The organism is Massilia sp. NBRC 108631, assembly GCF_059704565.1.
On record NZ_BAAKJE010000133.1, the window covers coordinates 65390 to 86401 of the forward strand.

Annotated in this window: 11 protein-coding genes and 3 tRNA genes; 9 read left to right on the plus strand and 5 right to left on the minus strand. The window is 65.9% G+C overall.

Annotated elements, in window-relative coordinates:
- The first annotated feature begins 31 nt into the window (after positions 1 to 31).
- The 6 genes from lon to AC6H42_RS15000 all read left to right on the plus strand — a co-directional run bounded on the left by lon (position 32) and on the right by AC6H42_RS15000 (position 5332).
- Positions 32 to 2443, plus strand: a complete 2412-nt coding sequence (gene lon, locus AC6H42_RS14975) for an endopeptidase La (protein WP_057156649.1) — start codon at positions 32 to 34, stop codon at positions 2441 to 2443.
- Between the two features lie 177 nt (positions 2444 to 2620).
- A complete protein-coding gene (locus AC6H42_RS14980) occupies positions 2621 to 2908 on the plus strand; it encodes an HU family DNA-binding protein (RefSeq protein ID WP_307188286.1) in 288 nt (95 codons plus the stop codon).
- Positions 2909 to 2961: 53 nt separating this feature from the next.
- Positions 2962 to 3037: transfer RNA gene (locus tag AC6H42_RS14985), tRNA-Val, on the plus strand.
- 48 nt (positions 3038 to 3085) lie between these two features.
- A tRNA-Asp gene (locus AC6H42_RS14990) sits at positions 3086 to 3162 on the plus strand.
- A 24-nt stretch (positions 3163 to 3186) separates the two neighbouring features.
- Positions 3187 to 3263, plus strand: a tRNA-Asp gene (locus tag AC6H42_RS14995).
- Positions 3264 to 3412: 149 nt separating this feature from the next.
- Positions 3413 to 5332, plus strand: coding sequence for a SurA N-terminal domain-containing protein (locus AC6H42_RS15000; RefSeq protein WP_082551960.1), 1920 nt, complete (start codon positions 3413 to 3415; stop codon positions 5330 to 5332).
- A 151-nt stretch (positions 5333 to 5483) separates the two neighbouring features.
- Here the strand turns inward: AC6H42_RS15000 and mnmH are convergent, their stop codons facing one another.
- Both mnmH and AC6H42_RS15010 read right to left on the minus strand, forming a co-directional pair.
- A complete protein-coding gene (mnmH, locus tag AC6H42_RS15005; RefSeq protein WP_497548391.1) occupies positions 5484 to 6539 on the minus strand; it encodes a tRNA 2-selenouridine(34) synthase MnmH in 1056 nt (351 codons plus the stop codon).
- Entirely contained in the window at positions 6536 to 7180 is a 645-nt protein-coding gene (locus AC6H42_RS15010) for an arylesterase (RefSeq protein WP_057156785.1), read from the minus strand. The genes mnmH and AC6H42_RS15010 overlap by 4 nt, the downstream gene beginning before the upstream one ends.
- Positions 7181 to 7229: 49 nt before the next feature.
- Here AC6H42_RS15010 and AC6H42_RS15015 point away from each other — a divergent pair, with 49 nt between their 5' ends.
- Complete coding sequence (locus tag AC6H42_RS15015) at positions 7230 to 7931, plus strand: ABC transporter ATP-binding protein (protein WP_057156647.1); 702 nt, start codon at positions 7230 to 7232, stop codon at positions 7929 to 7931.
- A gap of 10 nt (positions 7932 to 7941) precedes the next feature.
- On the opposite strand, the gene AC6H42_RS15020 is transcribed toward AC6H42_RS15015, so the two are convergent.
- On the minus strand, positions 7942 to 9462 hold the full coding sequence (locus AC6H42_RS15020) for a bifunctional ADP-dependent NAD(P)H-hydrate dehydratase/NAD(P)H-hydrate epimerase (protein ID WP_057156646.1): 1521 nt from the start codon (positions 9460 to 9462) through the stop codon (positions 7942 to 7944).
- Between the two features lie 144 nt (positions 9463 to 9606).
- Between AC6H42_RS15020 and AC6H42_RS15025 the strand changes: the two genes are divergently transcribed.
- Positions 9607 to 13230, plus strand: a complete 3624-nt coding sequence (locus AC6H42_RS15025) for a hydantoinase B/oxoprolinase family protein (RefSeq protein WP_497548392.1) — start codon at positions 9607 to 9609, stop codon at positions 13228 to 13230.
- 2 nt (positions 13231 to 13232) lie between these two features.
- On the opposite strand, the gene AC6H42_RS15030 is transcribed toward AC6H42_RS15025, so the two are convergent.
- Positions 13233 to 14870: a tetratricopeptide repeat protein gene (locus AC6H42_RS15030; protein ID WP_497548393.1), complete on the minus strand. Its 1638-nt coding sequence runs from the start codon at positions 14868 to 14870 to the stop codon at positions 13233 to 13235.
- Positions 14870 to 16582 (minus strand): response regulator, encoded by a 1713-nt coding sequence (locus AC6H42_RS15035; protein WP_082551959.1) that lies wholly within the window; start codon positions 16580 to 16582, stop codon positions 14870 to 14872. Before AC6H42_RS15035 ends, AC6H42_RS15030 begins: the two co-directional genes overlap by 1 nt.
- 251 nt (positions 16583 to 16833) lie before the next feature.
- Between AC6H42_RS15035 and purL the strand changes: the two genes are divergently transcribed.
- Positions 16834 to 20892: a phosphoribosylformylglycinamidine synthase gene (gene purL, locus AC6H42_RS15040; RefSeq protein WP_497548394.1), complete on the plus strand. Its 4059-nt coding sequence runs from the start codon at positions 16834 to 16836 to the stop codon at positions 20890 to 20892.
- Positions 20893 to 21012 lie beyond the last annotated feature (120 nt).

Consider the following 21012-nt stretch of genomic DNA (forward strand, 5'->3'; position numbering starts at 1 on the left):
ATCTGCAACACGCTTTCACATAAGGTACGCCATGACAACTTCCAAATTAACTGAGCAAACTCAACTGCCGTTATTGCCGCTGCGGGACGTTGTAGTTTTCCCGCATATGGTGATACCGCTGTTTGTAGGTCGCCCCAAGTCGATCAAGGCGCTGGAAGCCGCGATGGAGCAGGGCAAGAGCATCATGCTCGCTGCCCAGAAAGCTGCCGCCAAGGACGAACCTTCCGCCTCCGACATCTATGAAATCGGTTGCGTGGCTAACATCCTGCAGATGCTGAAACTGCCGGACGGCACCGTCAAGGTGCTGGTCGAGGGCGCCCAGCGCGCCCGTATCCGCAAAATCACCGACGCGCCGACGCACTTCGTGGCCGATCTGACCCCGCTCGATTCCGAGATTGGCGACGATTCGGAAATCGAAGCGATGCGCCGCGCCATCGTCCAGCAGTTCGACCAGTACGTCAAACTGAACAAGAAAATCCCGCCCGAGATCCTGGCTTCGCTGTCCGGCATCGACGACGCCGGCCGCCTGGCCGACACCGTGGCCGCGCACCTGCCCCTCAAGCTCGAGCAGAAGCAAGTCATCCTGGAGATCTTCAACGTCGCCAAGCGCCTGGAGCACCTGCTCGGCCAGCTGGAAGGCGAGCTCGACATCCTGCAGGTGGAAAAGCGCATCCGTGGCCGCGTCAAGCGCCAGATGGAGAAGTCGCAGCGCGAGTACTACCTGAATGAGCAGGTCAAGGCGATCCAGAAAGAGCTGGGCGAGGGCGAGGACGGCGCCGACCTGGACGAGCTGGAAAAGAAAGTGGCCGCCGCCAAGATGCCGAAAGAGGCGCTGGACAAGGCCAACGCCGAGCTGAAAAAGCTCAAGCTGATGTCGCCGATGTCGGCCGAAGCGACCGTGGTGCGCAACTACATCGACACCCTGGTCGGCCTGCCGTGGAAGAAAAAATCCAAGGTCAACAACGACCTGGCGAACGCCGAGAAAGTGCTGGAAGGCGACCACTATGGCCTGGACAAGGTCAAGGAACGCATCCTGGAGTACCTCGCGGTGCAGCAGCGCGTCGACAAGCTGAAGGCGCCTATCCTGTGCTTCGTCGGGCCACCGGGCGTGGGCAAGACCTCGCTGGGCCAGTCGATCGCCCGCGCCACGAACCGTAAGTTCGTGCGCATGGCGCTGGGCGGCGTGCGCGACGAAGCCGAGATCCGCGGCCACCGCCGTACCTACATCGGCTCCATGCCGGGCAAGGTGCTGCAGTCGCTGGCCAAGGTCGGCGTGCGCAATCCGCTGTTCCTGCTGGACGAGATCGACAAGATGGGCGCGGACTTCCGCGGCGATCCGTCGTCGGCCCTGCTGGAGGTGCTGGACCCTGAACAGAACCACACGTTCTCGGACCACTACATCGAAGTGGACTTCGACCTGTCCGATGTGATGTTCGTGGCGACCTCGAACTCGTACAACATTCCGCCGGCCCTGCTGGACCGCATGGAAGTGATCCGCCTGTCGGGTTACACGGAAGACGAGAAGACCAATATCTCGCAGCGCTACCTGCTGCCCAAGCAGATCAAGAACAACGGTCTGAAGGAAGAAGAGATCTCGGTATCGGAAGCGGCGCTGCGCGACATCATCCGCTACTACACCCGCGAAGCCGGCGTGCGTTCGCTGGAACGGGAAGTGTCGAAGATCTGCCGCAAGGTGGTCAAGATGCTGCTGCTGAAGAAGACCGAGAAGAAGGTCGCCGTGACGCCGAAAAACCTGGACAAGTTCCTGGGCGTGCGCCGCTACGACTTCGGCGTGGCCGAGAAGGAGAACCAGGTTGGCCAGGTGGTCGGTCTGGCATGGACCGAGGTGGGCGGCGATCTGCTGACCATCGAAGCCGTGACCATGCCGGGCAAGGGCAACGTGATCCGCACCGGCACCCTGGGCGACGTGATGAAGGAATCGATCGAGGCGGCGCGCACCGTGGTGCGCAGCCGTTCGGCGCGGCTGGGCATCAAGCCCGAAGTGTTCGAGAAGAGCGACATCCACATCCACGTGCCGGAAGGCGCCACGCCGAAGGACGGTCCTTCGGCCGGTATCGCGATGACGACCGCCCTGGTTTCCGTGTTTACGGGTATCCCGGTGCGCGCCGACGTGGCGATGACGGGCGAGATCACGCTGCGCGGCGAAGTGCTGCCGATCGGCGGTCTGAAAGAGAAGCTGCTGGCGGCGCATCGCGGCGGCATCAAGACGGTGCTGATCCCCGAGCAGAACGTCAAGGACCTGGCTGAAATTCCGGACAACGTGAAGAACAAGCTGGAAATCGTGCCGGTGCGCTGGATCGACAAGGTGCTGGAAATCGCACTGGAGCGCCAGCCTGAGGCCATCGTGGAAACCCCTCCGGTAGAGGCGGTGGCCGCGGCGGCAGCCAAGGTGGACGGCCAGGGCGAAGTGGTCAAACACTAAGCCCCGGCTTGCATAAATTGTCCGTTTGACCATAAACAGGCGCCGAAATGGCGCCTGTTTCAATTTTTACTGTAGTTTTGTACTGTGTTTCCCTTGACACAAGGTTGCAACGGCTTGTTTAATACGGCCTGAGATTTTCTCTGCCGTATAAAAACGGTATAAACGATATAAACCTTTGTGACGGGGAAGCTTGTGAACAAGACTGAATTGATCGACCATATTGCCACTTCCGCTGACATCTCGAAAGCGGCTGCTGCGCGCGCACTGGATGCGGTGATCGATGGCGTAACTACCACTCTGGCCAAGAACGACAGCGTCACCCTGGTCGGCTTCGGCACTTTCTCCGTGAGCGAACGCGCCGCCCGTACCGGCCGCAATCCGCGCACGAAAGAAGAAATCGTGATCGATGCAGCCAAAGTTCCTAAATTTAAAGCTGGCAAAGCTTTGAAGGATGCTGTAAACTAACGGACTTCGGTGAGTTGCCAAGCTAGCTTGAAACTTGCCGAGCCGGTTTGATTGGGCGCTTAGCTCAGTTGGTAGAGCGGAGCCCTTACAAGGCTTAGGTCGGGAGTTCGAGCCTCTCAGCGCCCACCAGTCTAGCCGTGAAGTTGTACTAACAGTGATGCTGTACCTGTTTTTGCTGGAGCGGTAGTTCAGTTGGTTAGAATACCGGCCTGTCACGCCGGGGGTCGCGGGTTCGAGTCCCGTCCGCTCCGCCAGCAAATGCAAACAAATCCTGACCAGGAGCGGTAGTTCAGTTGGTTAGAATACCGGCCTGTCACGCCGGGGGTCGCGGGTTCGAGTCCCGTCCGCTCCGCCAAGAACATGAAAGCCCCTGCAGCTGCGAAGTTGCAGGGGCTTTTTCATTTTTGGCATGCTTGCCGTTTTCTCAAAACTGCGCCTTGCTATAGAGCGGCGCGGCGCTGTAAAATCGCGACGGAATATTTCCTCTCCTCAGAATGGCGGACCATGTTTGAATTTATACGCACGCATCAAAAGCTGATGCAGATTTTACTGGCGATCCTGATCGTGCCGTCGTTTGTGTTCGTCGGCGTGGCCGGCTACAACAATACCGGCGACGAGGCCAATGTCGTGGCCAAGGTCGGCGACCAGTCCATCACCCGGCAGGAATGGGAAGCCGCGCAGCGCAACCAGCTCGACAGCTTCCGCCAGCGTATGGGCGCCCAGTTCGACCAGAAGCTGTTCGACACCCCCGAGTTCAAGCAGAACGTGCTGGAGCGCCTGGTGGCCGACCGCGCGGTCGCCGCCGAGATGGTCCGCAGCCACCTGACCGTGGCCGACGCCGTGCTGCAGAAGCAGATCCTGGACACGCCGGGCCTGCGCAAGGATGACGGCAGCTTCGACATGGAGCGCTACAAGGCGCTGCTGGGCGCCCAAGGCCTGTCGCCGGCCGGCTACGAAGCGCAGCTGCGCCGCGACATGGCGCTGCAGCAGCTCGGCGGCGCCGTGCAAGGCACCGGCATCGTGCCGCGCGCCGTGGCCAAGCAGATTTCCGATTTCGGCGCCCAGGAGCGCGAAGTGCAGGAGCAGCTGTTCCCGGCCGCGCAATTCCTGCCGCAAGTCAAAGTCAGCGACGAGATGGTGAAAGCGTTCTACGACAAGAACAGCAAGCTGTTTGAAGTGCCCGAGCAGGCCAAGATCGAATACGTGGTGTTCAGCGCCGCCGCCGTGGCCGAGCAGGTCAGCGTGAGCGACGCCGAAGTCGCCGCCTACTACGAAGCCAACAAGGCCCGCTTTGCCAGCGCCGAGTCGCGCCGCGCCAGCCACATCCTGGTCACCGTGGGCAAGGACGCCAGCGCCGCCGACAAGGCAGCGGCCAAGGCCAAGGCTGAAGCCATCCTGGCCGAGGTGCAGAAGAACCCGGCGGACTTCGCCCGGATCGCCAAGGCCAAGTCGCAGGATCCGTCGTCGGCAGAGCAGGGCGGCGACCTGAACGAACTGGAAAAAGGTTCGCTGCCGAAGGCGCTGGAAGACAAGGCCTTCAGCATGAAGCAGGGCGAGATCGCCGGTCCGATCGAGACCGAGTTCGGCTACCACGTGGTCACCATCACGTCACTGAAGCCATCGACCACCAAGCCGCTGGACGAAGTGAAAGACACCATCGCCGCCGACCTGAAGAAGCAGAAGGCCGGCAAGCAGTACTCGGAAATGGCCGAAGCGTTCACCAACACCGTGTACGAGCAGTCCGACAGCCTCAAACCGGTGGCCGACAAGCTGAAGCTGAAAGTGGAAACGGCCGAGCATGTGACCCGCAATCCATCGCCGGCCCTGGGCGCCGCGCCGTTCAACCACGCCAAGTTCCTGACCGCGCTGTTCTCGGCCGATTCGCTGAAGAACAAGCGCAACACGGAAGCGGTTGAAGTGGCGCCGAGCACCCTGGTGGCGGGCCGCATCGTCGAATTCAAGCCAGCGGCCAAGCGCCCGCTGGCCGAAGTCGACGCCGCCATCCGCCAGCGCGTGACGGCCGAAGAAGCGGTCAAGCTGGCGCGCAAGGAAGGCGAGGCCAAGATGGCCGCCGCCAAGGCAGCCGGCAGCGCGGAAGGCTTCGGCCCGGCGCAGCTGGTGTCGCGCAGCGAAGGCAAGGGCCTGAGCCCGCAAGTGCTGGCTGAAGTCATGAAGGCCGACGCCAGCAAGCTGCCGGCCTACGTGGGCGTGGAAGTGCCGGGCGCAGGCTACGGCGTGTACCGCATCGGCAAAGTGCAGCAGCCGGCCACGCAGGACGCGGCACGCCGCAAGGCCGAGGAAGAGCAGATCACCGGCATCGTCGCCGAGCAGGAAATGGCGGCCTATGTCGAAGCGCTCAAGCAGAAGTCCAAGGTCAAGATCCTGGCCACGGCAGCGCCGGCCAAGACCGACGAAGCCAAGTAACACACCGCCAGCACAAATGCCGCCCCCGGGCGGCATTTTTCATTTCCTGACGTAAAATTGATCCGCGCGGCAAAATGGGGTCAGGGTTAATATTGCAAAAATAATTAACCCTGACCCCATTTTGGTTTACGGCAAGCCGTAGCGGGGCGGCTCAGGCGGGGTGGAGCTGGCGGGCGGCGGCGAGCAGGTCGGCGGGGGCGATGCCCGGCAGCGCCACTACTTCGGCGTCGGCGATGCGGGGGAAGTTGCGGTCGATGGAGCGCGTGTAGGCAGGGTCGTAGTGCTCGGCCAGCAGCGCGTCCACCAGCTCGGCCATGCGGCCTTCGCTGGCCAGGCCTTGCCAGTTGCGGATCTTATCATTGCCGTGCAGCGAGGCCAGGTAGCCCAGCTGCTCGTTGAGCGGGCCGGCGTCCTGCGTGTAGTGGGCGTAGTCTTCCATCAGCAGCTGCACACGGTGCGGGCGCGACAGTTGCAGCGCGATGCAGTGCGCGGCGCGGATCTGCTCCATCAGTGCGCCCGGCACGCGCAGCGCGCCGACTTTCTTGCTTTCCGATTCGACGAAGACCGGCAGCGCCGGGTCGAAGCCTTGCAGGCGCTGCCAGATGGCCGTCTCGAAGGCTTTCTGCGTCGGCTGCGGCTGGCTGGGCAGGCCGCCCAGAACGGAGCCGCGGTGCGCCGCCAGCTGTTCCAGGTCCAGCACTTGCGCGCCGATCGATTCCAGCGCCTGCAACAGCCGGCTCTTGGCGCTGCCGGTGGTGCCGCACACCACGCGGAAGTCCAGCGCCGGCGGGTGCTCCAGCGCGCTGCTGACGAACTGGCGGAAGTCCTTGTAGCCGCCGTCGAGCTGCACCACCGGCCAGCCGATCTTGGCCATGATGTGGGCCAGCGAGCCGCTGCGGTTGCCGCCGCGCCAGCAGTAGACCAGCGGCCGCCAGTCGCGCGGCTTGTCCAGCCACAGCGCGTCGATGTGGGCGCTGATGTTGCGGGCAACCATGGCGGCGCCCATCTTGCGCGCCTCGAAGGAATTGACTTGCTTGTAGGTGGTGCCCACCTGGATGCGCTCCTCGTCGTTGAGCACCGGGCAGTTGATGGCGCCGGGCAGGTGGTCGAGGGCGTATTCGGACGGGCTGCGCGCGTCGATGATGGCATCGAATTCGCCGAGGCGGCCGGCGATGTCGGCAAAGCGCAGGATTTCGGGATATTTCATTTTGCTTTCAGGAGAGGCTGCAGGTGCGGCCAGATGTTGCCGAGGATGATGGGATGCGCGGCTGCCAGCGGGTGCAGGCGGTCCGGCTGGAACAGTTCGGTCTTGTCGGCCACGCCGTCAAGCATGAAGGGCGCCAGCGGCGCTTTCACTTCCTTGCTGAGCGCGCCGAACATGGCGAAGAATTTGTCGGCGTAGTCGCGGCCGTAGTTGGGCGGCATGCGCATCCCCACCAGCAGCACCTGGGCGCCGGCGCCACGCGCCTGCGCGACCATGGCGCGCAGATTGGCTTCGGCGGCGGCCACCGGCAGGCCGCGCAGGCCGTCGTTGGCGCCCAGTTCGATGACCACGATGGACGGCTGGTGCTTGCTCAGCAGCGCCGGCAGGCGGGTGCGGCCGCCGCTGGTGGTCTCGCCGCTGACGCTGGCGTTGACGATGCGCGCGTCGATTTTCTGCGCCTGCAGTTTCTGCTCGAGCAGCGACACCCAGCCTGCGCCGCGCGCCAGGCCGTACTCGGCTGACAGGCTGTCGCCCAGCACCAGCACGGTTTTTGGTGCAGAATAGGCGCTTGCGGCGGCGCTCAACAAGCACAGCGCCACCACCGGCAGCCACAGAACCTGACGTAATTTTTTCAAGAAGACCATGCCTGAATTCCCTAAAGCGTCCAGCAATTTCATTCCGGATTCGCCATCCATGCTGGACAGCGGCACTGTGCCGGCCAGCGCGGCCGGCCAGGCGGCCATCGTGGTGGCGGGCCTGAGCAAACGCGTGGCCGATGCCAGCGGCGAGCTGACCATCCTGCACAGCGTGGATTTTACCGTGCAAAAGGCCGAGACGCTTGCCATCGTTGGTGCGTCGGGCTCCGGCAAGTCCACCTTGCTGGGCCTGCTGGCCGGGCTGGACTCGCCCAGCACCGGCAGCGTGCACCTGGACGGCAGCAATATCTACGCGCTGGACGAGGATGGCCGCGCCGCCGTGCGCAAGGCCAAGCTGGGTTTTGTGTTCCAGTCCTTCCAGCTGCTGGCGCACCTGACGGCGCTGGAGAACGTGATGCTGCCGCTGGAGCTGGCCGGCGACGCCAGCGCCCGCGCCAAGGCCGAGGCCATGCTGGGCCGGGTGGGACTGTCCAGCCGCCTGAAGCATTATCCCAAGTATTTGTCCGGCGGCGAACAGCAGCGCGTGGCGCTGGCGCGCGCGTTTGTCGGCGAGCCGCCGCTGCTGTTTGCCGACGAGCCGACCGGTTCGCTGGACGCGGCCACAGGCGAAGCGGTGATCCAGCTGATGTTCGAACTGAACCGCGAGCACGGCTCCACCCTGGTGCTGGTGACGCACGACCCGTCCATCGCCGCCCGCTGCGGGCGCGTCATCACCATCGCCGCCGGGCGCATCGTCTAGCTCAGCGCCATCAGCGCCCGTGGTGCTGGACCATGCGGTTCAGCGCCGTGCGGATGGCCGGTATCAGTTCGCCGGCGCTCAGGCCGATCGGCCCGGCGCCCTCGGTGACCAGCACGTCCGCCGCCATGCCGTGCAGCCACACCGCCGCCAGCGCCGCTTCCCATACCGGCCACCCTTGCGCCAGCAGGCTGCCGCACAGGCCCGCCAGCACGTCGCCGGTGCCCGCCGTGGCCAGCGCGGGATTGCCGGTGGTGTTGATGACCGTCTGGCCCTGCGGCTCGGCCAGCACCGTGCCGGAGCCCTTCAGCACCACCACCGCCTGCATGCGCGCAGCCAGCTGGCGCGCGGCCGAGGGACGGTCGGCCTGAACTTCTGAAACTGAAATGCCCAGCAGGCGCGCCGCCTCCAGCGGGTGCGGCGTGAGCAGCGTGGCGCCCGCGCGCTCGGCCAGCGCGTTCTGCAGGGCCGGGTCGGCCGCCAGCAGGTTGAGCGCGTCCGCGTCCAGCACGGCGGGACTGGCGCTGGCGATGGCGCGCGCCAGCAGGCCGTGCGCGGCGCGCGCCGTGCCGAGGCCGGGGCCGGCCACCACCACGGCGCTGTCGAAGTCGAAGTCGCCGGCCTGGCGGCACATCAGTTCGGGGTGGGCGCTGTCGTAGGCGGGCGCGTGGTCGGCGAAGCAGGCGTAGACGCGGCCGGCGCCGGTGAGCAGCGCGGCGCGCGCGGCCAGGATGGGCGCGCCGGCCATGCCGTGCGCGCCGCCCAGCACCGCCACGTTGCCGTAGCTGCCCTTGTGCGTGTTGTGGCGCCGGGCACGCGCGTGGCGCACGAAGAACTTGACGTCGTTCAGGTGCTGGCGCGAAGGCTGGAACAGCGAGGCGTCCAGGTCCAGGCGCGAAACCTGCACCAGGCCGGCATGGTCGCGGCCTTCGCAGGTGTGCAGGCCGGGCTTGTCGCCTATGAAGGTGACGGTGTGCGTGGCGCGCAGCGCTACCCCGTTGGGGCCGACGATGGCACCGGTGTCGGCATCCAGGCCGCTCGGCACGTCCAGCGCCAGGCGCGAGCAGGACAGGCCGTTGACGGCGGCCACCAGCGCGCGCAGATGCCCTTCCAGCGGGCGCTTCAGGCCTATGCCGAACAGGCCGTCGACCACCAGGTTCCACTCTATGCTGGCGATCGCCTCCAGGCCCAGCTCCTCGAATACGGCGGCACTGGTGCGCGCGCGTTGCAGCGCGTGTTCGCGCTCAGGCGAAGTGGCGGCCGGCATAGCCGATGCGGCGCCGTCGAAATGCAGGATGCTGACCTGGGCGCCGGCGTAAGCCAGGTGGGCCGCCGTTTCGAGCGCGTCGCCGCCATTGTTGCCGGGTCCGGCCAGCACCAGCACGCGCGCGCGGCTGGTGGAAAATGGCAGCAGGTCCAGCGCGGCGTTGGCCCCGGCCTGGCCGGCCCGTTGCATCAGTGCGCCCGCCGGCAGGCGCTGCGCGGCGGTGTGCTCAATCAGGCGGATCTCGGCGACAGTGTAGAGGGGATTCATGGCTGGCCATGGCAGTGGAGATGATGTCATTCTAGCATCCAGCGTGCATTGCTGAACTGCCACCGCATTGCGTCCATATCGAACACCCAAGCCTTGCCATGCACACTACAATAAGCGCTTCTCGCATAGCTGGAGGTAGAGCATATGGACTGGCAGTTCTGGATCGATCGTGGCGGTACGTTCACCGATATCGTGGCGCGCATGCCGGATGGCGGCCTGCGCACGCACAAGCTGCTGTCCGAGAATCCTGAGCAGTACCGCGACGCGGCGATCGCCGGCATCCGCCACCTGCTGGGCGTGGCTGCGGGCGAACCGGTGCCGGCGGCGCGCATCGAGGCGGTCAAGATGGGCACCACGGTGGCCACCAACGCGCTGCTGGAGCGCAAGGGCGAGCCAACCGCGCTGGCCATCACGCGCGGCTTCCGCGATGCGCTGCGCATCGCCTACCAGAATCGCCCGCGCCTGTTCGACCGCCACATCGTGCTGCCCGAGCTGCTGTACAGCCAAGTGGTGGAAATCGACGAGCGCATGGGCGCGCACGGCGAGGTGGTGCAGGCGCTGGACGCGGACGCGGCGCGCGCCGGGCTGCAGGCGGCCTACGACAAGGGGCTGCGCTCGCTGGCCATAGTCTTCATGCACGGTTACCGCCACAGCGCGCACGAGGCTGCGGTGGCGGTCATTGCGCGCGAAATCGGCTATACGCAGGTATCGGTGTCGCACCTGGTCAGTCCGATGATGAAGCTGGTGGCGCGCGGCGACACCACGGTGGTGGACGCCTATCTGTCGCCCATCCTGCGGCGCTATGTGGACCAGGTGGCGGCCGAGCTGCCCGGCGTGAACTTGCAGTTCATGCAGTCCAACGGCGGCTTGACGGATGCGCGTGCCTTCCAGGGCAAGGACAGCATCCTGAGCGGACCGGCGGGCGGCATTGTGGGCATGGTGCGGGCCAGCCGGCTGGCCGGCTTCGAGCGCATCATCGGCTTCGACATGGGCGGCACCTCGACCGACGTGTCGCACTTTTCGGGCGATTTCGAGCGCGTGTTCGAGACCCAGGTGGCCGGCGTGCGCATGCGCGCGCCGATGATGAGTATCCACACCGTGGCGGCGGGCGGCGGCTCGGTGCTGCATTTCGACGGCAGCCGCTTCCGCGTGGGACCGGACAGCGCCGGCGCCAACCCGGGCCCGGCCAGCTACCGGCGCGGCGGGCCGCTGGCGGTCACGGACTGCAACGTCATGCTGGGCAAGATCCAGCCCGGCCATTTCCCCAGGCTGTTCGGCGCGGATGGCCGGCAGCCGCTGGATGCCGGCGCGGTACGCGAGCGCTTCGCCGCGCTGGCCGGCGAGATCAATGCGGCCGCGGCAGCCAACGCGGCTGCCCCGCCGGTGCCGGCCACGCCGGAGCAGGTGGCAGCCGGCTTTATCGAAATCGCGGTGGGCAATATGGCCAACGCGATCAAGCAGATTTCCGTGCAGCGCGGCCATGACGTCACCGACTACACGCTGACCAGCTTCGGCGGCGCCGGCGGGCAGCATGCCTGTTTGGTGGCCGATGCGCTGGGCATGAAAACGGTATTCATCCATTCCCTGGCGGGCGTGCTGTCGGCCTACGGCATGGGCCTGGCCGACCAGGCCGCGATGCGCGAGGCGGCTGTCGAGGTGCGGCTGGCCGAGGGCGGCGAGCAGGATCTTTCGGACCGGCTGGCCGCGCTGGGCGAGGAAGCGCGCGCCGAGCTGCTGCGGCAAGGCGTGGCAGCCGGCCGCATTTCGCTGATACGCCGCGTGCACCTGCGCTACGAAGGCACGGATTCCGCGCTGATCGTGCTGTTCGACAGCGTGGACAGCATGACGGCGCAGTTCGAAGCGGCCTACAAAAAACGCTTCTCCTTCCTGATGCAGCACAAGGCGCTGATCGTGGAGGCGGTGTCGGTGGAAGCGGTCGGCGCCTCGGATGCGCCGGCGGAGGCGGCGCCGCAGCAGGCGCCGCGCGCAGGCGGGCTGCAAGCGTCGGCCGTGGTGCCGATGTACGCGGCCGGCGCCTGGCGCGACACGCCGCTCTACCAGCGGCAAGACACGCGCATCGGCGACGTCATCAATGGCCCTGCCATCATCGCCGAAGCCAATGCCACCACGGTGGTGGAGCCGGGCTGGCAAGCGGTCGTCACCCCGCACGACCACCTGGTGCTCACGCGGGTCGAGGCGCTGCCCGAGCGGCGCGCCATCGGCACCACCGCCGAGCCGGTGATGCTGGAGATCTTCAACAACCTGTTCATGTCGATTGCCGAGCAAATGGGCCTGCGGCTGCAGAACACGGCCTACTCGGTCAATATCAAGGAGCGCCTGGACTTCAGCTGCGCCATCTTCGACGCCGACGGCAACCTGATCGCCAACGCGCCGCACATGCCGGTGCACCTGGGCTCCATGGGCGAGAGCATCAAGACCGTGATGCGCGAGAACGCCGGGCAGATGCATGCGGGCGACGTCTACATGCTGAACGACCCGTACAACGGCGGCACGCATTTGCCTGACGTGACGGTGATTTCCCCCGTGTTCGACGAGGCGGGCAAGGAGATCCTGTTCTATGTCGGCTCGCGCGGCCACCACGCCGATATCGGCGGCACCACGCCCGGCTCGATGCCGCCGGACTCGCGCAGCATCGAGGAAGAGGGTGTATTGATCAACAACTTCAAGCTGGTGGACGGTGCCTCGGGCGGCCAGCTGCGGGACGCTGAAACCCGCGCGCTGCTGGCCGGCGCAAAGTACCCGGCGCGCAATCCGGACCAGAACATGGCCGACCTGCGGGCCCAGGTGGCGGCCAACCAGAAAGGCGTGGAGGAACTGCGCAAGATGGTGGCGCACTTCGGGCTGGACGTGGTGCGCGCCTACATGGGCCACGTGCAGGACAACGCCGAAGAGGCCGTGCGCCGCGTGATCGGCGCGCTGCACGACGGCAGCTACACGCTCAAGCTGGACAACGGCGCGCAGATCCAGGTGGCGGTGCGGGTGGACCGGGCCGGGCGCAGCGCCGAGATCGATTTCAGCGGCACCTCGGCGCAGCTGGAGAACAACTTCAACGCGCCGTCTGCCGTGTGCATGGCGGCGGTGCTGCACGTGTTCCGTACGCTGGTGGACGACGAGATTCCGCTCAACGCGGGCTGCCTCAAGCCGCTGCGCGTGCTGATACCGCCGGGTTCCATGCTCAATCCGCACTATCCGGCGTCGGTGGTCTCGGGCAATGTGGAGACGTCGACCTGCATCACCAATGCGCTGTACGGCGCGCTGGGGGTGCTGGCCGCGTCGCAGGGCACCATGAACAACTTCACGTTCGGGAACGCGCGCTACCAGTACTATGAGACCATCAGCGGCGGTTCGGGCGCGGGCGAGGGCTTCGACGGCACCTCGGTGGTGCAGACCAATATGACCAACTCGCGCCTGACGGACCCGGAGATCCTGGAGTTCCGCTTCCCGGTGCGGCTGGAGAGCTACGAGATCCGCCAGGGTTCGGGCGGCGCGGGGCGCTGGCGCGGTGGGAATGGCGGCGTGCGCAAGGTGCGTTTCCTGGAGGCCATGACGGCCGCCATCCTGTCCAACAACCGCCTGCACGCGCCGTTCGGCATGGCCGGCGGGCAGCCGGCCCAGGTCGGGCGCAACCTGGTGCAGCGCGCGGACGGCAGCATCGAGCAGCTGGGCCATATCGGCAAGACCGATATGGCCCCGGGCGACGTGTTCATCATCGAAACGCCGGGCGGGGGCGGCTACGGCAAGGCCTGAGCCTAAGCCGTGGTGGAAATGCCGTACTTGCGCTGGGTGGCGCTGTATTGCTGCATCAGCATGTCGTAGTCCGGGTTGCCGCTGTCGATGCGGCCCAGGCGCTGCAGCAGGTGGCTTGCCTGTTCGGCCAGCGGCGCTTCCCAGCCCAGCTCGTCGAGCTGGCGCAGCATGGCGCTGGTGGTGGCGTACAGCACCGGCAGGTTGCCCGGGCTCTTGCGCAATGCCATGTTGAGCGAGCTGACCGCCGCGCGGTGGTCGCCCTGTTCCAGGTGGCCGGCGGCGCTTTCCAGCAGCTCTTCCACCTGGTGCGTGATCTGTTCGCCGATGCCGCGCGCCAGGTCGTGCCGGCCGGCCTGCTCGAACACGCCCACCGCTTGCTCCATCGACAGGCCGCTGTCGCTGTCGTTCATCATGTCGATGACGACGCCGGCGGCATCCTTGTCCAGTTTGTGCTTGAGGCAGCTTTGCACCAGGTTGAGTTTGAGCGGACTGGACAAGCCCTTGGCCAGCGCGACGGCGGCCACAGCATTGCTCAGTTCGCTGGCCGCGGCGGTATCGTTGCCGGTCAGGTCCAGCAGCAGGGCGGCGGAGATGGCGCGGCACACTTCGGTGTTGGCGTTGCCGCGCAGCGAGCGCTCCAGGTCGCGGATTACGCCGCTGGCCTGGTTGGCGTCACCTTTCTTGACCAGGGCCTTGACCAGGTTGACATGGTCTTCCGGGTTGCGGAATTCGGAGTACTTGGCTTTCGCCACCACTTGCTTGAAGGCTTTCTCGGCCATGCCGATGTCGCCGGTCTCATAGGCCACCGTGCCCAGGTGGCGCAAACGGCTCACCATGTGCGGCGAGATCGCCACCGCATCCTCCAGCACCTTCTTGGCCTGCACCGCCTGGCCCAGCGCCTCGTGGGTGCGCGCCAGCAAGTCATAGGCGGCCATGTACTTGGGGTTCTGCGACAGCAGCTTGTCGAGCGTGAGCAGGGCGTCGTCGTAGCGCTGGGCGGCAAACTGGCAACGCGCCAGGCCGAGGTGCGCCCAGCCTATCGGGCGTCCAGCCAGGATGGTGTGGTAGGCCAGTTCCGCCTCGGCCAGCTGGCCCTCGCCGAAGAACAGCTCGGCGCGCAGGCGGGCAAAGTCGGTGGCGTGGCGCGGATGGTTGGCTTCGGCCGCGGTGGACGCGGCGATGGCGCCGCGCACGTCGCCCTGCGTGATTTTCTCGTAGATGGGCAGGAAGGCGGTGCGCCGGCCCACCGCCTTGGCGATGCGCTGCAGCAGCACTTCCACCGTAAACGGCTTCAGGATGTAGTCCGACGGCAGCAGCTCGGCGGCGCTGACCACTTTGCCGTACACGCCTTCCGAAGTGAGCATGATGAATATGGTCCACGGGCCGATCAGCTTGTGGTGCCGCAGGTCCTCCAGCAGCTGCTGGCCGTCCTGGCCGTTGTCGCCGCTGCCGCTGCCCAGGTCGTACTCGCACAGCACCAGGTCGTACATCCGCTTGCCCAACTGGCGGATGGCGGTGCCGGAACTGACGGCATCGTCGATGCGGGTGATGCCGGACTGGTTCAGCATGTTGCGCAGGTTGGCGCGCATGCCGGGATTCGGGTCCACCAGCAGGACGGAGAGTTCGGCGTAATCTTGCATCAGCGGGACTCCACGGTGGCAGGGGCGGCAGCCGGATGCTGCGTCGGCGTGGCGGCGGTGTCCGCGGCGGCGGAGGCCGCCACGGCAGGCGCGTATTTCTGGCGGATGGCGGAGTACTGCGCGATCAGGCCGGGCAGCAGCGGGTGGGCCGGATTGTCGTCGCGGATGCGGCGCAGCAGCCCGGTGCATTGCACGGCCAGGGTGGCGTCCCATCCCAGATCCATAATCCGGCGCAGCATGGCGGTCGCAGCCACGGTCCACAAACCTTTGTGTTCGGGGCGCTTGCGCAAGGCCTGCTGCAGCACGTCGACCGCACCCGGCAGGTCGGCGTTGCGGCTTTTCTCGGCAGCCTGGCGCACCATGGCGTCCACTTCCAGGTCCAGCTGCTGGTCGTAGCTGCGCGCCACGTCCTCGCGCCCGGCCTGGGCGCACAGGCCCACCACGTCCTCGGCGCTCACGCCGCTGTCCGGGTCCTTGGTCAATTCGGAGAACAGCAGCGCCGCTTGCTCGTCCATGCGGTTCACCAGGCAGCTGTGCGCCAGGCCCAGCTTGATGTTGCTGGACATGCCGGTGGCTTCGGACAGCAGCGCCATGGCCTTGGCCAGTTCGGCCGCCGCCGCGTCCGGCTTGCCGTTCAATTCCTGCAGCATGGACGACGAATAGGCACGGCATACTTCCACGTCCGGGCCGCTGCGCAGCGAACGTTCCATGTCGCGGATCACGGCCGAGGCGCCGCTGGCGTCGCCTTTCCTGACCAGGGTGCGCACCAGGTTCACATGGTCGGCCGGGTCGCGGAACTCCGAGTACTTGGCCTTGGCCACCACCTGCTTGAACGCCTTCTCGGCCGCATCGACGTCGCCGGTGGCGTACGCCACGTCGCCCAGGCTGCGCAAGCGGGACACCATGTGCGGGGAAATGGCGACCGCGTCTTCCAGCACTTTCTGCGCCTCCTGGTCCTTGCGCTGGGCGCGCAGCACCTGGGCCAGCAGGTCGTAGGCCGCCATCAGCTTGGGGTTGTCGGCCACCAGGGTTTCCAGCTGCGCCTGGGCGTCCGGATAGCGCTTCAGCGCGAAGGCGCAGCGCGCGCGGCCCAGTTGCGCCCAGCCCAGCGGCTTGCCGGCGACGATGGCGGTATAGGCCTGTTCGGCCTCCGGCAGGCGGTCCAGGCTGACCAGCAGCTCGGCGCGCAGGCGCGCGTAGTCGGTGGCGTAGCGGGGCAGGGCGGCCTCGTTGCCGAGGCAGGCGGCGATGGCTTCGCGCGCCTTGCCCGAGCTGATCATCTGGTAGACAGGCAGGAAGGTGGCGCGCCGCTCAAGGGCGCGGCCAATGCGCTGCGACAGCACATCCACGGTGAACGGCTTCAATATATAGTCGGTAGGCAGCAGCTCGGCCGCGCTCACCACCTTGCTGTACACGCCCTCCGAGGTAAGCATGATGAAGATGGCCCATTGGCTGATCACGCGGTGCAGGCGCAGGTCCTCCAGCAGCTGCTGGCCGTCCTGGCCGGCGTCGCTGCCGCCGGCGCTGCCCAGGTCGTATTCGCACAGGATGACATCGAAATCGCGCTTGTTCAGTGCCCGGATGGCCGTGCCGGCGCTGACGGCGTGTTCCACCTTGGTGATGTTCACCTGGGTCAGCATATTGTGGACACTGGCGCGCATACCCTGGTTGGGGTCGACGATCAGGACCGACAGGTTGCTATAGTCTGGCATCTTCTTTCTCTCAGGCCGGGCGTACTTTTTTTCCAGCATACTCCAAGGATAGCCGCATTGGGGTGCGCCGCAGCACTTATACAGCAAAAATGTTGCTTGCAGGGCACGAGCCCCCCGGTCTGCGCCTGACAAAGCTGTATAGCGGACCCTGCCCGGGGAGGTGCTAACAGGGTATAATGCCGGGCAAAGGATTTTAGCCGCACAGATTTCTTCTTTAATCCGCAGCCACGCTGCTCAACCACCTCCCAACCATGTTGATTTTGCCGGGTTCTAACGCCCTGTCTGCATTCCGTAGCCAACGCCTCCTCACTCAACTGCAAGCCGTGCTGCCCGCCATTACGGCCGTGCAGGCGCGCCATCTGCACTTCATCGACGCCGCCACGCCGCTGTCCAGCGACGACACCAGCCGCCTGCAAGGGCTGCTGACCTATGGCGAGCCCGCCCAGGCCGAACTGGCCGACGGCGGCGCGGTCGAAGAATTTGTCGTGATCCCGCGTTTCGGCACCATTTCGCCATGGGCATCCAAGGCCACCGACATCGTGCACAACTGCGGCATGGCCCATATCAAGCGCGTCGAGCGCGGCGTGGCCTACCGCATCCACCTGAAAGCCGGTTTCCTGGGCAGCAGCATCGGCGCCGGCAAGATGTCGGCCGAGCAGGCCGAGGCCGTGGCGGCGCTGCTGCACGACCGCATGACCGATTCCGTGCTGCGCCACGCCGACGAGGCCGCCGGCCTGTTCCGCACGCTGGAAGCCAGGCCGCTGGAAGCGATCGACGTGCTGGGCGCCGGCAAGCAGGCGCTGGAAAAAGCCAATACCGATCTCGGCCTGGCCATGTCGGAAGATGAAGTGGACTACCTGCACGACGCCTTTACCAAGGCCCAGCGCAACCCGACCGACGTGGAACTGATGATGTTCGCGCAAGCGAACAGCGAACACTGCCGCCACAAGATCTTCAACGCCGACTGGACCATCGACGGCGAAACGAAGGACAAGTCGCTGTTCAAGATGATCAAGAACACCCACGAGAAGCAGCCGAAAGGCACCATCGTGGCCTACAGCGACAACTCGTCGATCATGGAAGGCGCCGTCGTATCGCGCTTCTTCCCGCAGGGCGCCGGCAATGAATACGCCGCCACCACCGAGCTGACGCACACCTTGATGAAGGTGGAGACGCACAACCACCCGACCGCGATTTCCCCGTTCCCGGGCGCCTCCACCGGCGCCGGCGGCGAGATCCGCGACGAAGGCGCGACCGGCCGCGGCGCCAAGCCGAAAGCCGGCCTGTGCGGCTTCACCGTATCGAACCTGATGATCCCGGGCGCCGTGCAGGCCTGGGAAAACGCCGCTTCGGTGACCGCGCCGTACGCCCAGCGCAGCAGTGACGCAAACGCGTCGAAAGCCTACGGCAAGCCCGACCGCATCGCCTCGCCGCTGCAGATCATGATCGACGGCCCGCTGGGCGGTGCCGCGTTCTCCAACGAATTTGGCCGTCCTGTGCTGGGCGGCTACTTCCGCACCTACGAGCAGAACGTCGGCACGCAGACCGCCGGCACGCCGGACACCGTGTACGGCTACCACAAGCCCATCATGATTGCCGGCGGCATCGGCAACATCTCCGGCCAGCACACGCACAAGAACGACATCCCGGTCGGCAGCCTGCTGATCCAGCTGGGCGGTCCGGGCATGCGCATCGGCATGGGCGGCTCGGCCGCTTCCTCGATGGCCACCGGCACCAACACTGCCGACCTGGACTTCGACTCGGTCCAGCGCGGCAACCCGGAAATGGAACGCCGCGCCCAGGAAGTGATCAACGGCTGCTGGCAGCTGGGGCCGAACAACCCCATCATCTCCATCCACGACGTGGGCGCCGGCGGCCTGTCGAACGCCTTCCCGGAAATCACCAATGACGCCAAGCGCGGCGCGCTGTTCGACCTGCGCAAGATCCCGCTGGAAGAATCGGGCATGGCGCCGAAGGAAATCTGGTCCAACGAATCGCAGGAACGCTACGTGCTGGCCATCGCGCCGAACGACCTGCCTGCCTTCAAGGCCATGTGCGACCGCGAGCGCTGCCCGTTCGCCGTGGTCGGTACCGCCACCGAAGAACGCCAGCTCAAGCTGATCGACGGCGAAATGGGCAACAGCCCGGTCGACATGCCGATGGACGTCCTGCTGGGCAAACCGCCCAAGATGCAGCGCGATGTGCACCACGTGCAGAACGACTACCCGGCCATCGACCTGACCGGCATCTCGCTGGAAGAAGCCGCCAGGCGCGTGCTGCTGCTGCCGACCGTGGGCGACAAATCCTTCCTGATCACCATCGGCGACCGCACCGTGGGCGGCATGTCCGTGCGCGACCAGATGGTCGGCCCGTGGCAGGTGCCGGTGGCCGACTGCGCCGTCACCGCCATGAGCTATGAAGGCTACCTGGGCGAAGCGATGGCGATGGGCGAGCGCACCCCGCTGGCCGTGATCAACGCGCCGGCCTCGGGCCGCATGGCCGTTGGCGAAACGGTGACCAACCTGGCTGCCGCGCCGATCCGCTCGATCGAAGACATCAAACTGTCCGCCAACTGGATGGCCGCCTGCGGCCAGCCGGGCCAGGACGCCGCGCTGTACGACACCGTGCAGGCGGTCGGCATGGAACTGTGCCCGGCGCTGGGCATCTCGATCCCGGTGGGCAAGGACTCGCTGTCCATGCGCACCACCTGGAAGGACGAAGACCAGAGCAAGGCCGTGATGTCGCCGGTATCGCTGATCGTGTCCGGCTTCGCGCCGGTGTACGACGTGCGCAAATCGCTGACCCCGCAGATCCGCACGGACGCGGGCGACACCGTCATGATCCTGATCGACCTGGGCCGCGGCAAGAACCGCATGGGCGCCTCCGCGCTGGCGCAGGTGATGGGCCAGCTGGGCAACGAAGCGCCGGACGTCGACAGCGCCGAAGACCTGAAAGCCTTCTTCACGGCCATCCAGCAACTGAACCAGGACGGCAAGCTGCTGGCCTACCACGACCGTTCGGACGGGGGCCTGTACGGCACGCTGGCCGAGATGGCCTTCGCCGGCCGCGCCGGCCTGTCGATCAACCTCGACATCCTGACGCTGGACGCCGGCCACGGCGCCGACCAGGGCGACGCCAAGAACTGGGCCGCGCAGATCGGCGAACGCCGCAACGAGCAGACGCTCAAGGCGCTGTTCAGCGAAGAACTGGGCGCGGTGGTGCAAGTGCGCGCCGACGAGAAATCGCTGGTCATGGACGTGCTGCGCTCGTTCAACCTGGGCGCGTGCAGCCACATCATCGGCAAGCCGAACGACCGTGGCGTGATCGAATTCACGCGTGACGCCAAGACCATCTACAGCCAGCAGCGCTTCGAGCTGCACCGCCTGTGGAGCGAAACCAGCTGGCGTGTATCGCGCATGCGCGAAAACCCGGCCACGGCCGACGCCGAATACGACCGCCTGCTGGACCTGGCCGATCCCGGCATCTCGCCGAAGCTGACGTTCGACCCGTCGGACAACGTGGCCGCGCCGTTCCTGGCCACTGGCGCGCGTCCGCGCGTTGCCATCCTGCGCGAGCAGGGTGTCAATTCGCACATTGAAACCGCGTGGGTCATGCACCAGGCCGGCTTTGCCGCTGTCGACGTGCACATGAGCGACCTGATTGCCGGCCGCGTCAGGCTGGACGACTTCCAGGGCATCATTGCCGTGGGCGGCTTCTCCTACGGCGACGTGCTGGGCGCGGGCGAAGGCTGGGCCAAGTCCATCCTGTTCAACCCGGCGATGGCGGAGCAGTTCGCGCGCTTCTTCGGCCGCAGCGACACCTTCGGCCTGGGCGTGTGCAACGGTTGCCAGATGATGAGCAACCTCAAGTCCATCATCCCGGGCGCGCACGCGTGGCCCAAGTTCACCACCAACAAATCGGAAAAATTCGAAGCACGCTTCTCGATGGTGGAAGTGCTGGACTCGCCGTCGATCTTCTTCCAGGGCATGGCCGGCACCCAGACCGCCATTGCCATCGCCCACGGCGAAGGCTACGCCGACTTCACGCAGACCGGCAACATTGGCGAAGCGATCGCAGCCCTGCGCTTCATCGACAACAAGGGCGCCGCCACCGAAGCCTACCCGTACAATCCGAACGGCTCGCCGCAAGGCCTGACGTCGGTGACCACGGCCGACGGCCGCTTCACGGTGATGATGCCGCACGCTGAACGCGTATTCCGCAGCGTGCAGCAATCGTGGCACCCCGAATCGTGGGGCGAAGACTCCCCATGGATGCGCATGTTCCGCAACGCCCGCAAGTTCATCGGCTAAGTCAGCCTCGCAAGCTACCAAAGCCGGGTCCGCCCGGCTTTTTTTCATTTCATATTCCCGCACAGCAAAATGGGGTCAGGGTTAATTATTTTTGAAACATTTCAAAAATAATTAACCCTG

What these genes read in the sequence shown, in the direction of transcription:
- AC6H42_RS15035 (WP_082551959.1), bottom strand. Translation starts at nt 16,582, where the DNA reads ATGCCAGACTATAGCAACCTGTCGGTCCTGATCGTCGACCCCAACCAG.
- purL (WP_497548394.1), top strand. Translation starts at nt 16,834, where the DNA reads ATGTTGATTTTGCCGGGTTCTAACGCCCTGTCTGCATTCCGTAGCCAA.
- AC6H42_RS15030 (WP_497548393.1), bottom strand. Translation starts at nt 14,870, where the DNA reads ATGCAAGATTACGCCGAACTCTCCGTCCTGCTGGTGGACCCGAATCCC.
- AC6H42_RS15000 (WP_082551960.1), top strand. Translation starts at nt 3,413, where the DNA reads ATGTTTGAATTTATACGCACGCATCAAAAGCTGATGCAGATTTTACTG.
- lon (WP_057156649.1), top strand. Translation starts at nt 32, where the DNA reads ATGACAACTTCCAAATTAACTGAGCAAACTCAACTGCCGTTATTGCCG.
- AC6H42_RS15010 (WP_057156785.1), bottom strand. Translation starts at nt 7,180, where the DNA reads ATGGTCTTCTTGAAAAAATTACGTCAGGTTCTGTGGCTGCCGGTGGTG.
- mnmH (WP_497548391.1), bottom strand. Translation starts at nt 6,539, where the DNA reads ATGAAATATCCCGAAATCCTGCGCTTTGCCGACATCGCCGGCCGCCTC.
- AC6H42_RS15025 (WP_497548392.1), top strand. Translation starts at nt 9,607, where the DNA reads ATGGACTGGCAGTTCTGGATCGATCGTGGCGGTACGTTCACCGATATC.
- AC6H42_RS15015 (WP_057156647.1), top strand. Translation starts at nt 7,230, where the DNA reads ATGCTGGACAGCGGCACTGTGCCGGCCAGCGCGGCCGGCCAGGCGGCC.
- AC6H42_RS15020 (WP_057156646.1), bottom strand. Translation starts at nt 9,462, where the DNA reads ATGAATCCCCTCTACACTGTCGCCGAGATCCGCCTGATTGAGCACACC.